Consider the following 14,220-nt stretch of genomic DNA (forward strand, 5'->3'; position numbering starts at 1 on the left):
CCCGGTCCTCGAGCTCGAGGACCGGGGCCGTCGGCCTGTCCGTGTGCGGGTCCGGCGGGCCGTCAGGGCCGCGGGGCCGGTGTCGTCCCGCGCGGATGGCGGTCGGTGTGCTGCGGCCGTCTGCTGCCCGCGGGCGTCACCGGGGAGCGCTCGGCGCGGCTGGTGTGCGGGCCGGGCGCGAGATAGACCGGCGCCCGGGCGGCGCGTCCGGCGGGAACCGGCTCGTGCACCGGGTCGGCGGCGCGCTCGGTGAGCGGACGGACCACGACGGGGCGGCCCGCCGGGGCGGGCGCCGGCGCCTTGGCCCCGCGGCGGTCGCGCAGCCGGTCCCGCACGGCGAGGATGCGTGCCTCGGCCCGCTGGATCAGCGGTTCGAACCAGGGCAGCGCGAGGAGGATCAGCAGGCCCGCCGCCCAGCCCAGCAGCACGTCGCTCAGCCAGTGGGTGCCGATGTAGACGGTGGACAGGCCGACGCCCAGGGACGTCACCGCGGACAGGGCCGACAGCCATCGCCGCGCCCGCGGGGTGGAGGCCAGGTAGGCCAGGATTCCCCAGGTCACCACGGCGTTCGCGGTGTGGCCGCTGGGAAATATATCCCCGCCGAGCCACATCTCGTTCGAGCCGATCTCGGTCGCGTAGTGCGGCCCGAGCCGCCCCATGCCGTACTTCGCGGCGCCCACGGTGACGTTGAGCAGCAGCAGGGAGACGCCGAGGGCGAGCAGCGGACGCAGTGTGTGCTGCCGCCAGGAGCGCCAGCCCAGCCAGGCGGCGACCATCACGGCGGTGGGGCCGCGCTGGCCCAGCACCACGTAGTAGTCGACGAAGGCGTGCAGCTCCGGCCACTGCTGGTAGGGGCGGAAGAACATGACCTGCCAGTCCAGTCGGACCAGCCAGGAGGTGGCCACCACGGCCCACACGATCGCCGCGTAGAAGGCGAGGGTCGCGCCGAGGAGCACCACCCGGTGCCGGCTCATTCGCGGCATGCCGACGTGCGCCGGTCGCTCCGGCTCACGGTCCAGCCTCGCGAACACCCGGTCCAGACGGGTGTGACTCCGTTCGGTACGCACCCAATCGACGTTACAGCGAGTGAGTGTGCGGCCCCGACGATTCAGCGGCTTTGTGATGACGATGTGATGTGGCATTCCTCTCAGCCGGGCCTTTATTTCCGGCGAATCCGAACCCCCGTGCGCAATTGTTTTGGGCATGTCGTGCGCCCGGTTTATCAGCCTTACGAATTGGTTCACCCGGAGCTCGCACGGAATTACCGCCCCGCTCACCGGGCGGTCGCGCGGCGTGGTCAGGGCGGCCCCGACCCGTTCAGCCAGAAGGCGCCGTACGCCGCCGAGGCCGCGGCGGCCGCGCCCAGCCCCGCCGCGAGCAGGCGCGTCCGCGCCCGGGCCAGCACCAGGGCGAGCGGCAGCAGCAGCGGGAAGGCCGGCATCAGCAGCCGCGGCTTCGACCCGAAGTAGCTCGACGCGCACAGGGCGAGCGCGGTGACCGTGCCGGCGTAGACCAGCAGCGGGAGCGGCTGCCGGCGGCGTACGCACAGGACGTAGAGCCACACCACCAGGGCCACGCCCGCGATCAGCGCCACCCCGGCGAGCGCCGACGGGAAGGACGTGAAGCGGCCGGCGACGAACCGGGCGAAGGCGTAGCCGCCGTCGAAGCCGTTGCGCCAGCCGGCCTGCACCTCCAGATAGCCCAGCGGGCCGTCCCCGGTCCGGGCGCCGACCCACAGGACGTACCCGGCGGCTCCGAGGGGCGCGAGCAGCATCCCGGCCGCCCGGCGCAGGCGCACACCGGGGGAGTGCGGCTGCTGCGGAGCGCCGTACGGTGCGCCCGTACGCGGGGCGTCCGGCGGCGGACCGGCGTGGTCGTCGCCGCGCGCGCCGCCCGCCGGGACCGCGCTGCCGTCCCCCACGAAGGAGGAGCCGGCGCGCTCCCGCAGGAAGGCGGCCGCCCCGGCCGCCCACACCGCCGCGACCACCGCGAGCCCCACCGGCCGGGTCAGCCCCGCCAGCCCCGCCAGCAGGCCCGCCGTCACCCAGCGTCCCGTCAGCACCGCGTACAGCGCCCAGGCCGCCAGCGCCGTGAACAGCGACTCGCTGTACGCCATCGACTGCACGATCCCGACCGGCAGCACCGCCCACAGCAGCACCGCGCACACCCCGGCCCGCGGCCCGTACAGATGGTCGGCCACCGCGAAGATCCCCCAGGCCGCGGCGAGCGAGGCGAGCAGGCTCACCACGAACCCCCCGTCGGCGTACGACAGCGGGGACACCGCCGCCGCCAGCCGCTCCAGCCACGGAAGCAGCGGGAAGAACGCCAGGTTGGAGTGCACGTCGCCGTTCGGCAGCCGCACCTCGTAGCCGTACCCCAGCTCGGCGACCCTCGTGTACCAGAGGGAGTCCCAGCGGGCGGTCAGCAAGGTGTACGCGCTCGTGCCGCGTGCCTCGCTCCACAGGGCCAGGACGACCAGGCCCAGGGCACGCACGGCGGCGTACCCGAGGAGCGCCGGGGCGGCCCTGCGGGGAGCTCCGGGGCGGGCCGCGGCGGCACGCGTCTCGAGATCGGTGGTCACGCGCCGATTATCGACCCGGCCCGGAACCGGCCCGCCCGCGTCGGCGCGGCAACCGTGGCGAAGACGTGGCGCACGCCACACCGATCGGCCGCGAGGTTGAGAGGCCCGCCACTCGACCCCGGCGTTCCCTCGCGTACTCTGACGTGTCACTCGCCGTTCGCCGCGCGGGCCGGGGACGACCGCTCCGCTCCGGCCGAGGCACGGGGGAGTCCCCCACCCCGTGAGCCCGCGGCATCCGCGAGGGAACTTCTGGGAGGTACGTACATGTCCGGGACGACCACGGCCGCCTCGCTGCGCCGTAGGGCGGCCGGGGCCGGTGCCAACCGGTGGGTGGTGCTCGTCGTCCTCTGCGTCAGCCTGCTGCTGGTCGCCGTCGACGCCACCGTGCTGCACGTGGCCGTCCCCGCCGTCACCGAGGACCTCAAGCCCGGCGCGGTGGAACTGCTCTGGATCGTCGACGCCTATCCGCTGGTCTGCGCCTCGCTGCTGATCCTGTTCGGCACCCTGGGCGACCGGGTCGGCCGCAGACGTGTCCTCCTCCTCGGCTACACCCTGTTCGGCGTGGCCTCGGCCATGGCGGCCTTCGCGGACGACGCGCACCTGCTGATCGTCGCGCGGGCGCTGCTCGGCGTCGGCGGCGCGATGATCATGCCCGCGACGCTGTCGATCCTGCGCCAGGTCTTCCCCGACCGCCGCGAGCGGGCGCTCGCCATCGGCGTCTGGAGCGCCGTCGCGGCCGTCGGCGCCGCGGTCGGGCCGCTGCTCGGCGGCTTCCTGCTGGAGCACTTCTGGTGGGGCTCGGTCTTCCTGGTCAACATCCCGCTGATGCTGGTCAGCCTGCCCGTCGGGCGCCTCCTGCTGCCCGAGTCGAAGGGCGACGGCGACGGCCCCTGGGACGTGGTCGGCGCGCTCACGGCCGCCGCCGGGCTGTTCGCGGTGGTCCTCGGCGTGAAGCGGCTCGGCGCCGGCGAGCTGGGCGCGGCCACGCTGGTGCCGCTGGCCGCCGGGACCGTCCTGCTGGTGCTGTTCGTGCGCCGGCAGCGGCGTCGCGAGCATCCGCTGCTCGACCTGCGGATGTTCTCCCGGCCCGCGTTCAGCACCTCGGTGGGCTGCATCGTGCTGGCCATGCTCGCCCTGGTGGGGCTGGAGCTGATCGCGGCGCAGTACCTCCAGTTGGTGCTGGGACTGTCCCCGCTGGAGACCGGGCTGCGGCTGCTGCCGCTCACCGTCGCGGCCATGGCCGCGGGCCTGGCGGGCGCCCGGATGCTGCGCCGGTTCGGCCCGCGCCGCATGGTCTCCCTCGGCTTCTGCCTGACGGCCGGGGCGGTGGTGCTGTTGACCGCGATGGGCGGCGAGGACAACGCGCCGCTGCTGCTCGGCGGGTTCGTGCTGCTCGGCTTCGGTCTGGAGACCACCCTGTTCGGCGCGTACGAGTCGATGCTCAGCGAGGCCCCGCAGGAGCAGGCGGGCGGGGCGGCGGCGATCGGCGAGACGTCCTACCAGCTCGGCGCCGGCATCGGCATCGCACTGCTCGGCAGCGTGATGAACGCGGCCTACGCGCCCGGCCTCTCCCAGGTCCCCGGGGTGCCCGCCCGGGCGTCCGACGCGGCGGCGCACTCGCTCGGCGAGGCGTACGAGGTCGCGGCGCGGCTCGGCGGCCCCGCGGGGGAGGCGCTGCGGACGGCCGCCCGCCACTCCTTCGTGCACGGCCTGCACGTGACGCTCCTGGTCAGCGCGGGCCTCCTCCTGGCCGGCGCGGCCATGGCCCTGCGCCTCCCCCGCCTGATGCACTGCGAACCCGACGAGACCGCCCCTCCGGACCCGGCCTTCGAAGCCACCTTCCCGGCCGACGTCGCCCCCGAGAACACCCCCGTGCGCATGCCCGCACAGCGGGAGACGCACGGGTCAGGGGTGAAGGTGTGAGGCGGTCGGCGCCGGCCGGGGTGGACGGCGGGACATGCTCGTCGTAACGTCGGCGCGAGCCTGACTAGCAGTGCTAGTCGACGTACCGGATGACCAGCCCCCGGAGGGTGCCCCCATGGCCGCGTCCGCGAAGCCGCCCGCGTTCGATCCCGCCGACCCGCTCGGCCTCGACGACCTGCTGGAGCCTGAGGACCTGGCGATCCGGGACACGGTGCGCGGCTGGGCGGCGGACCGTGTGCTGCCGTACGTCGCGGACTGGTACGAGAAGGGCGAGCTGCCCGGCATCCGGGAGCTGGCGCGGGAGCTCGGCGGGATCGGCGCGCTCGGGATGTCCCTCGACGGTTACGGGTGCGCGGGCGCGAGCGCCGTCCAGTACGGGCTGGCCTGCCTGGAGCTGGAGGCGGCCGACTCCGGCATCCGCTCCCTGGTCTCCGTGCAGGGCTCCCTCGCCATGTACGCCATCCACCGCTTCGGCAGCGAGGAGCAGAAGCAGCGGTGGCTGCCCCGGATGGCGGCCGGTGAGGTCATCGGCTGTTTCGGGCTGACCGAGCCCGACCACGGCTCCGACCCCGCCTCGATGCGCACCTACGCCAAGCGCGACGGCTCCGACTGGGTCCTCAACGGCCGCAAGATGTGGATCACCAACGGGTCCGTGGCCGGGGTCGCGGTCGTCTGGGCGCAGACCGACGACGGCATCCGCGGCTTCGCCGTGCCCACCGACGCCCCCGGTTTCTCGGCGCCGGAGATCAAGCACAAGTGGTCGCTGCGCGCCTCCGTCACCAGCGAGCTCGTGATGGACGACGTCCGGCTGCCCGCCGACGCGGTGCTGCCGGGGGTGACCGGGCTGAAGGGCCCGCTGAGCTGTCTGTCGCACGCCCGGTACGGGATCGTGTGGGGCGCGATGGGCGCCGCGCGCAGCTGTTTCGAGGCGGCGGTCGACTACGCGAAGTCACGGGAGCAGTTCGGGCGGCCCATCGGCGGCTTCCAGCTCACCCAGGCCAAGCTCGCCGACATGGCGGTGGAACTGCACAAGGGGATCCTGCTCGCCCATCATCTGGGGCGGCGGATGGACGCCGGCCGCCTGCGTCCCGAGCAGGTCAGCTTCGGCAAGCTCAACAACGTGCGGGAGGCGATCGAGATCTGCCGCACGGCCCGGACGATTCTCGGGGCGAACGGGATCTCGCTGGAGTACCCGGTGATGCGGCACGCGACGAACCTGGAGTCGGTGCTCACCTACGAGGGCACCGTGGAGATGCACCAGCTGGTGCTGGGCAAGGCGCTCACCGGAATCGACGCGTTCCGGTAGAACGGCCCGAGGGGGGCGGGGCCGGCTCAGCGGCCCCGCCTCAGCTCTGGTTGAAGAAACCGTCGGTGCGGTGCGCGGCCGGCTCGCCGCTGACCACCTCGGTGTCGGCGGGGCTGAGCAGGAACACGCGGTTGGACACCCGCTCGATGGAGCCGCGCAGACCGAAGATCAGGCCCGCCGCGAAGTCGACGACGCGCTTGGCGTCGGCGGCGTCCATGGCCGTGAGGTTCATGATGACCGGCACGCCCTCGCGGAACAGCTCACCGATGGCACGGGCGTCCCGGAAGCTGTCCGGGGTGATGGTGCCGATCCGGCGGCCCCGCTCCTCGGCGGCGTCCGCGGCCACCTTGACCCGCGGATCGGTGACCCAGGCCTCCCCGGGCTCGGTCCCGTCGGAGTAGTCGTCGTCGTAGTAACGCTCGTCTTCGTTGTCGTCGACGAGGCCAAGCCAGGCACTCGCCTTGCGTACCGATCCCATGGACGCCTCCTCTCACAGCGGTCTTTCGTGCTTTCCGCATCCCTATGGTCGTCCATGATGCGGAGGGTGCGCCAAGTGGATAGACGCCGCGCGGGGGGTTTGTGACGGTACTGGTGCACAGCGAATCCGTCGAGAGTCCTGGTTTCCCAAGGGCCGCGACACAAACGGCTGCTGACTGTGAGTGAAATATGATTCTACGCGGCGTACGGGTGAAGGGGGGCGCATCCGGGTGAACGCCGCGGCCGGTACGATGCCGCACCTGTACGTCGTACGCACGCATCGGGGGACGTCGTGTTCGGGATCGTCAGGCCTTGCCGTCACCGGCTGGGCGAGAAGCTCACCGCCCAGTGGACGGCCCATCTCTGCGGGCTCTGTCTGGCCCTGCGCGGCGACCACGGGCAGCTCGCGCGCATCGTCACCAACTACGACGGGCTGCTGATATCGGTTCTGACGGAGGCTCAGTCCGGCCCGGGCGGCGGCGGTGCGGGACGCCGGACCGCGGGTCCCTGTCCGCTGCGCGGGATGCGCACCGCGTCCGTCGCCCACGGCGAGGGCGCGCGGCTGGCCGCGGCCGTCTCCCTCGTCCTCGCCTCCGCCAAGGTGCGCGACCATGTCGCCGACGGTGACGGGCTGCTGGCCCGCCGTCCGGTGGCGCTCGCCGCGCGCCGGGTCGCGGCGAGCTGGGACCGGGCGGGCGCCCGGACCGGATCCGACGTCGGGTTCGACACCGCGGTCTTGGTCGACGCGGTGGACCGGCAGACCGGCATCGAGTCGCTGGCCGGACCCGGCACCCCGATCCTCACCGTCACCGAACCGACCGAGACGGCGACCGCGGCGGCCTTCGCGCACACCGCGGTGCTCGCCGGACGGCCGCACAGCGCCGCACCGCTCGCCGAGGCGGGACGTCTCTTCGGACGGCTCGCGCATCTGCTGGACGCGGTGGAGGACCGGGAGGCCGACGCCGCCTCGGGCGCCTGGAACCCGCTCACCGCCACGGGCACCCCGCTCACGGAGGCCCGCCGGCTCGCCGACGACGCGGTGCACGGCATCCGGCTGGCGCTGCGCGAGGTCGAGTTCACGGACGGCGGTCTCGCCCACCGGCTTCTCGTGCATGAACTCCCCGACTCCGTGCGCCGCGCCTTCGGTACGCCCTCCTGTACCCATGGTTCGCATCCGTACGCCCCTCCGGGTGCTCCCGGTGCGCCGGGCACGCCCCCGCCGCCCGGGCCGCCGCGCCGGGACCGGCGCGGACTGCTGGCGGGGTGCGCCGTATGGCTGGGACTCGCCTGTACCTGTCAGCTCTGCTGCGGGACCTACGAGGACCCGTGGACGCGTGAGCGCAAGGACGGCTGTCTCCACAACTGCGACTGCGACTGCTGCAACTGCTGCGAGTGCTGCAACTGCTGCGGGGAGGACGGCTGTTGCAGCGGGTGCGACTGCGGCTGCGACTGCTGAGGCGGCCTCGGACGTGACGGACGCGCCGGCGGTTCCCTCGGGGGGTGAGATCCGGCCATCACGATCTTCGTTCGACCGGTCGTCACAGGGGTGTGACGACCGGTAACGCTGGGGCTGCAGGGGATCAAGTCGACCAGTCGTCCCTAATCACCGGGCAATCCCTAGGCCAAAAGGCACCCTTGCGCCGAACGGTCGGTCGGCCGAATACTCACCGCAGCGCTTGTCAGGGGCACGACGGGTCCGGAATCCGGTCCGCCGTCCGCTGGCTGCGCCTCACCGGGCCCGCAACCCCACGAGGGCCCCCAACTTCCTTTGTGGAGGAACGAAACGTGAGGATCAAGCGCACCACCCCCCAGAGCGGCATCTCGAGACGGACTCGGCTGATCGCCGTCTCCACCGGCCTCGTGGCCGCCGCCGCGATCGCGATCCCCAGCGCGAACGCGGCCGACACCCCCACCACCTTCAGCTCCTCCGCGCTCAAGAGCGCGAGCAGCTCGGTGCTGAAGGCCGACGTCCCCGGCACCGCCTGGGCCGTCGACAGCAAGACCAACCGGGTCGTCGTGACCGTCGACAGCACCGTCTCCCAGGCCGAGATCAACAAGATCAAGCAGCAGGCCGGGGAGAACGCCGAGGCGATCACCGTCAAGCGCACCCCGGGCAAGTTCACCAAGCTCATCCAGGGCGGTGACGCCATCTACGCGAGCAGCTGGCGCTGCTCCCTCGGCTTCAACGTCCGCAGCAGCAGCGGTGTCGACTACTTCCTGACCGCCGGTCACTGCACCGACGGCGCGGGCACCTGGTACTCCAACTCCGCCCGCACCACGGCCATCGGCACGACGGCCGGATCCAGCTTCCCGGGCAACGACTACGGCATCGTCCGGTACACCGGCTCCGTCAGCCGGCCCGGCACCGCGAACGGCGTGGACATCACCCGCGCGGCCACCCCGAGCGTGGGCACCACGGTCATCCGTGACGGCTCCACCACGGGCACGCACAGCGGCCGGGTGACCGCGCTCAACGCGACCGTCAACTACGGCGGCGGAGACGTCGTCTCCGGTCTCATCCAGACCACGGTCTGCGCCGAGCCCGGCGACTCCGGCGGCGCGCTCTACGGCAGCAACGGCACCGCGTACGGTCTGACCTCCGGCGGCAGCGGCAACTGCTCCTCCGGCGGCACGACCTTCTTCCAGCCGGTGACCGAGGCCCTGAGCGCCTACGGGGTGAACGTCTACTAGGACGTTCCGCCGCCTCGCCGGTCCCGCCGGCCCGGCCGGTCCCGTACGGCTCCCGAGGAGCCGGCAGCCCCACGAGCCCCCGCACGCGACCCGCGTGCGGGGGCTCGTCCCTGTTCCGGGCCGGACGCCCAGGCCGGTGCAGGTGCAACGTCCGCACGCCGCGCGCCGGACGGATCCCGCCGCGGGGGGTCGATTTTCGGCCACCGACCGAACGGAAGGTACGTGCCCCCGGTAACCCCCGCGTGACGTTTGCAGTATGAACCGTCCCGCGTCTCCATGAACTGTCAGGACATAGAGGGCGCCCGGCCGTTGTCGCACGCGCGTCCTGAAGTCGACCTTGTGTGCTCCCTGTGACGTTCGGAAGAGTAGGCGGCGTTCAACCGGCGCGGGCGTGGCTTTTGCTGTGCTCCACCCCCGTGGCCGTACGCCTTCCGGTCCGGCGAGGTCCCCATAACCTCCCCGGCACCGACCCCCCACAGGAGGACGTGAGTTGAAGCACCGACGCATACCCAGGCGCCGTGCCGTCATGGCGGGTGCGGGCATCGCCGCACTGGCCGCGGGCGCGGTCACCTTCCAGACTGCGAACGCCAGCGAGGTCCCGGCCGGCGCCGCGCCCCGCACCCTCTCGGTCCAGGCGGCCGGAAACCTCGCCTCGACGCTGCTGCAGGACCTGGGCGGCGACGCGGCGGGAACGTACTACGACGCGAAGAGCAAGAGCCTCGTGGTGAACGTGCTCGACGAGACGGCGGCCGAGACCGTCGAGTCGGCCGGCGCGAAGGCCAGAGTCGTGGCGAACTCGCTCGCCGACCTGAAGAGCGCGCGCACCACGCTCACCCAGGACGCCACCATCCCGGGCACGTCCTGGGTGACCGACCCGGTCTCCAACAAGGTCGTCGTCACGGCGGACCGCACGGTCTCCAAGGCCGAGTGGGCCAAGCTGACCGAGGTCGCCGAGGGGCTCGGCGCCACGGTGGAGCTCAAGCGCACCCAGGCGGAGTTCAAGCCCTTCGTGGCCGGCGGCGACGCCATCACCGGCAACGGCGGGCGCTGCTCGCTGGGCTTCAACGTGACCAAGGGCGGCGAGCCGCACTTCCTCACCGCCGGCCACTGCACCGAGGGGATCTCGACCTGGTCGGACTCCTCGGGCAACGTGATCGGTGAGAACGCCGCGTCCAGCTTCCCGGACGACGACTTCGGCCTGGTCAAGTACACGGCCGACGTGGCGCACCCGAGCGAGGTGAACCTGTACGACGGCTCCTCGCAGCCGATCTCCGGCGCCGCCGAGGCGACCGTCGGCATGCAGGTGACCCGCAGCGGCTCCACCACCCAGGTCCACTCCGGCACGGTCACCGGTCTGGACGCCACCGTGAACTACGGCAACGGCGACATCGTCAACGGTCTGATCCAGACCGACGTGTGCGCCGAGCCCGGCGACAGCGGCGGCTCGCTCTTCTCGGGCGACAAGGCGGTCGGCCTGACCTCCGGCGGCAGCGGCGACTGCACCTCGGGCGGCACGACCTTCTTCCAGCCCGTGACCGAGGCCCTGTCGGCCACCGGTACGCAGATCGGCTGACCCCGCTCCGGCACCACGGCGTCCCGCCCCTCCCACGCGGAGGGGCGGGACGTCCGCGTTCGGGGCCGTTTGCGCAGGTGGGACGAGGCCGGACGGATGTCGCACACTCATTCGAAAATTGGTCTATGGTGGGGGTGAGGTGACTGGGAACAGTTGTTCGATAGGCGGTCGGGACTCACGAGCGGGAGGTGCGTGTGCCGGGTTTCACGCATCTGCACACCGTCTCCGGGTTCTCCCTGCGCTACGGCGCCTCCCACCCGGAACGGCTGGCCGAGCGCGCCCTGGAGCGGGGCATGGACGCCCTCGCCCTCACCGACCGCGACACCCTCGCCGGGTCCGTCCGCTTCGCCAAGGCCTGTGCCAAGGCCGGCGTCCGCCCGCTGTTCGGCGCGGAACTCGCGGTGACACCTCCGGCCGCCGGCCGGGGCGACAGCTCCGTACGGCGGGACCGGCGCCGCACCCCGGTGCGCGGCGGCGCCTTCATCGACGAGTCGACACCGCGGGTGACCTTCCTCGCCCGGGACGGCGCCCGCGGCTGGGCCGACCTGTGCCGGCTGGTCTCCGCCGCCCACACCGCGCCCGGCCTGCCCCAGCTGGCCTGGGAGGACAACCACGCCGACGGGCTGACCGTCCTGCTCGGTCCCGACTCCGACGTCGGCCGCGCCCTCGCCGCGGGCCGCCCCGACCGCGCCGCCCGGCTGCTCGCCCCCTGGCGCGAGGTGTACGGCGACGCGCTGCGCCTCGAAACCGTCTGGCACGGCAGGACCGGCACCGGACCCGGCTCGCTGCGGCTGGCCGCCCGCACCCTGGGCTTCGCCGCCGAGCAGCGCGTACGGCCCGTGCTCAGCAACGCCGTCCGGTACGCCGATCCCGGTCTCGGCCCGGTCGCCGACGTGCTGGACGCCGCCCGCCGGCTGGTCCCGGTCGACCCGGCCAAAGGGCTGGACTCCGGCGAGGCCTGGCTGAAGGACCAGGGCGCCATGCGGGAGGCGGCCGAGCGGATCGTGGAGGCCGCGGGATTCCGCCGCGAGACCGCCCTGCGGCTGCTCGACCAGACGCAGGCCACGGCCGCCGAGTGCCTGGTCGACCCCGAGGACGACCTCGGCATGGGCAGCGTCCACTTCCCCGAGCCGCACCTGGTCGGCGCCGGCCGCCGCACCGCCCAGCGGACGCTGGCCTCCCGCGCGGCGGCGGGCATGGTGCTGCGCGGCTACGACCGCCGCCGGGAGTACTGGGAGCGGATGCACCACGAGCTGGACATCATCGCCCACCACGGCTTCGCCTCCTACTTCCTCACCGTCGCCCAGGTCGTCGACGACGTGCGGGACATGGGCATCCGGGTCGCCGCGCGGGGCTCCGGCGCCGGCTCGCTGGTCAACCATCTGCTGGGCATCGCGCACGCCGACCCGGTCGAGCACGGGCTGCTGATGGAGCGCTTCCTGTCCAAGGAGCGGGTGGTGCTGCCGGACATCGACATCGACGTCGAGTCCGCCCGCCGGCTCGAGGTCTACCGCGCGATCATCGGCCGGTTCGGCGCCGAGCGGGTCGCCACGGTCGCCATGCCGGAGACCTACCGGGTGCGGCACGCCATCCGGGACGTCGGCGCCGCCCTGTCCATGGACCCGGCCGAGATCGACAAGGTCGCCAAGTCCTTCCCGCACATCCGCGCCCGCGACGCCCGCGCGGCGCTCGAGGAACTGCCCGAGCTGCGGCAGTTGGCAAGGGAGAAGGAGAAGTACGGCAGGCTGTGGGAGCTGGTCGAGGCGCTGGACGCGCTGCCGCGCGGTGTCGCCATGCACCCCTGCGGGGTGCTGCTGTCCGACGCCTCCCTGCTCGCCCGCACGCCGGTCATGCCGACCAGCGGGGAGGGCTTCCCGATGGCGCAGTTCGACAAGGACGACGTGGAGGACCTGGGGCTGCTCAAGCTGGACGTGCTGGGCGTGCGGATGCAGTCGGCGATGGCGCACGCGGTCGGCGAGGTGGAGCGGGCGACGGGGGAGCGGATCGACCTGGACGCGGTGCCGGAGGGCGACCCGGCGACGTACGGGCTGATCCGGTCGACCGAGACGCTCGGCTGCTTCCAGATCGAGTCGCCGGGCCAGCGGGACCTGGTGGGACGGCTCCAGCCGTCCACGTTCCACGACCTGGTCGTGGACATCTCGCTGTTCCGGCCGGGTCCGGTCGCCGCCGACATGGTGCGGCCGTTCATCGAGGCCCGGCACGGGCGGGCGCCGGTGCGCTACCCGCACCCGGACCTGGAGGAGGCGCTGAAGGGGACGTACGGCGTCGTGGTCTTCCACGAGCAGGTCATCGACATCGTCTCGGTGCTGACCGGCTGCGGGCGCGGCGAGGCGGACCGGGTGCGGCGCGGTCTGTCCGACCCGGAGTCGCAGGGGCGGATCAAGGTGTGGTTCGCCCAGCACGCGGCGGCCCGCGGCTATGACGCGGAAACGATTCAGCGGACCTGGGAGATCGTCGAGGCCTTCGGCTCCTACGGCTTCTGCAAGGCGCACGCGGTCGCCTTCGCCGTGCCGACGTACCAGTCGGCGTGGCTGAAAGCGCACCATCCGGCCGCCTTCTACGCCGGGCTGCTCACCCATGACCCCGGGATGTACCCGAAGCGGCTGCTGCTGGCGGACGCCCGGCGGCGGGGGGTGCCGGTGCTGCCGCTGGACGTGAACAAGTCGGGGGTCGCACACAGGATCGAACTGGTGTCTGATTCGAGGGATGGGGAGGGGACGCCGAAGGGCGGGAAGCCGGTCTGGGGCCTGCGCCTGGCGCTCTCCGACGTGCACGGCATCAGCGAGGCCGAGGCGGAGCGGATCGCCGCGGGCCGGCCGTACGCCTCGCTGCTCGACTTCTGGGAGCGGGCCCGGCCCAGCCGTCCGCTCGCCGGGCGGCTCGCCCAGGTCGGCGCGCTGGACGCGTTCGGCGCCAACCGCCGTGACCTGCAACTGCACCTGACCGAGCTGCACCGCGGCGCCCGCGGCGGGCGCGGCGACCAGCTCCCGCTGTCCGGCGGCCGACGGACCGCCCCGGCCGGGCTGCCCGACCTCACCGAACCGGAGAGGCTCAGCGCCGAGCTGGGCGTGCTGTCCATGGACGCCTCCCGCCATCTGATGGACGACCACGGCGCCTTCCTGGAGGAGCTGGGCGTGGTCTCCGCGCGGCGGCTGCGCGAGGTGCGGCACGGGGAGACGGTGCTGGTCGCGGGCGCCAAGGCGGCCACCCAGACCCCGCCGATCCGCTCCGGGCGGCGGGTCATCTTCTCCACCCTGGACGACGGCACGGGCCTGGTCGACCTCGCCTTCTTCGACGACTCGCACGACACCTGCGCCCACACCGTCTTCCACTCCTGGCTGCTGCTGGTGCGCGGGGTGGTGCAGCGGCGCGGCCCGCGCAGCTTCAGCGTGGTCGGCTCCGCCGCCTGGAACCTCGCCGACCTGCTGGAGGTCCGCCGGGAGGAGGGACTGGAGGGGGTCGCCGCGCGGCTCGCCGCCCCGGCCGGCAACGGCTCCGGGGCCGCCGGCGACGGGGACGCCCCGGCCCGCAGGCGGCTGGCCGGTTCGGACGGACTGCCCGCGCCGGCCGGGTCGGCCGCCCCGGACCGGATGGCGGCCCGGAAGCCGGCGGAGGAGCGGGAGCCGAGGGAGGAGCGGGGGCCGGGGG

The 14,220-nt window shown here is 73.3% G+C and carries 9 protein-coding genes; 6 read left to right on the forward strand and 3 right to left on the reverse strand.

Features of this window, described 5'->3' with window-relative positions; genetic code table 11:
• Nucleotides 1–62: 62 nt before the first annotated feature.
• Together CCN29_RS00940 and CCN29_RS00945 are read right to left on the reverse strand one after the other, a co-directional pair.
• A complete protein-coding gene (locus CCN29_RS00940; RefSeq protein WP_086679557.1) occupies nt 63–1,067 on the reverse strand; it encodes a phosphatase PAP2 family protein in 1,005 nt (334 codons plus the stop codon).
• A 230-nt stretch (nt 1,068–1,297) separates the two neighbouring features.
• Entirely contained in the window at nt 1,298–2,581 is a 1,284-nt protein-coding gene (locus CCN29_RS00945; protein ID WP_086679560.1) for a glycosyltransferase family 39 protein, read from the reverse strand.
• 264 nt (nt 2,582–2,845) lie between these two features.
• Here CCN29_RS00945 and CCN29_RS00950 point away from each other — a divergent pair, with 264 nt between their 5' ends.
• Entirely contained in the window at nt 2,846–4,504 is a 1,659-nt protein-coding gene (locus tag CCN29_RS00950) for an MFS transporter (protein ID WP_086679563.1), read from the forward strand.
• Nucleotides 4,505–4,619: 115 nt separating this feature from the next.
• Complete coding sequence (locus tag CCN29_RS00955; RefSeq protein ID WP_006131508.1) at nt 4,620–5,810, forward strand: acyl-CoA dehydrogenase family protein; 1,191 nt, start codon at nt 4,620–4,622, stop codon at nt 5,808–5,810.
• A gap of 40 nt (nt 5,811–5,850) precedes the next feature.
• Here CCN29_RS00955 and CCN29_RS00960 read toward each other — a convergent pair whose 3' ends face one another.
• Nucleotides 5,851–6,288 carry a cell division protein SepF gene (locus CCN29_RS00960; RefSeq protein WP_006131507.1) on the reverse strand — a complete coding sequence of 146 codons (438 nt, stop codon included), beginning with the start codon at nt 6,286–6,288 and terminating at the stop codon, nt 5,851–5,853.
• A 291-nt stretch (nt 6,289–6,579) separates the two neighbouring features.
• On the opposite strand from CCN29_RS00960, the gene CCN29_RS00965 reads away from it, so the two are divergent.
• From CCN29_RS00965 to CCN29_RS00980, 4 genes are all read left to right on the forward strand, one after another.
• Entirely contained in the window at nt 6,580–7,743 is a 1,164-nt protein-coding gene (locus tag CCN29_RS00965) for a DUF5685 family protein (protein WP_086679565.1), read from the forward strand.
• Between the two features lie 329 nt (nt 7,744–8,072).
• Entirely contained in the window at nt 8,073–8,978 is a 906-nt protein-coding gene (locus CCN29_RS00970) for a S1 family peptidase (RefSeq protein ID WP_006131505.1), read from the forward strand.
• 490 nt (nt 8,979–9,468) lie between these two features.
• A complete protein-coding gene (locus CCN29_RS00975) occupies nt 9,469–10,551 on the forward strand; it encodes a S1 family peptidase (RefSeq protein ID WP_086016120.1) in 1,083 nt (360 codons plus the stop codon).
• 194 nt (nt 10,552–10,745) lie between these two features.
• The coding region (locus tag CCN29_RS00980; RefSeq protein ID WP_086679568.1) for a DNA polymerase III subunit alpha at nt 10,746–14,220 on the forward strand (3,475 nt) is incomplete at its 3' end.

The sequence above is a fragment of the Streptomyces pseudogriseolus genome (genome assembly GCA_002154585.1).
GTDB classification, from domain to species: Bacteria; Actinomycetota; Actinomycetes; order Streptomycetales; family Streptomycetaceae; genus Streptomyces; species Streptomyces pseudogriseolus.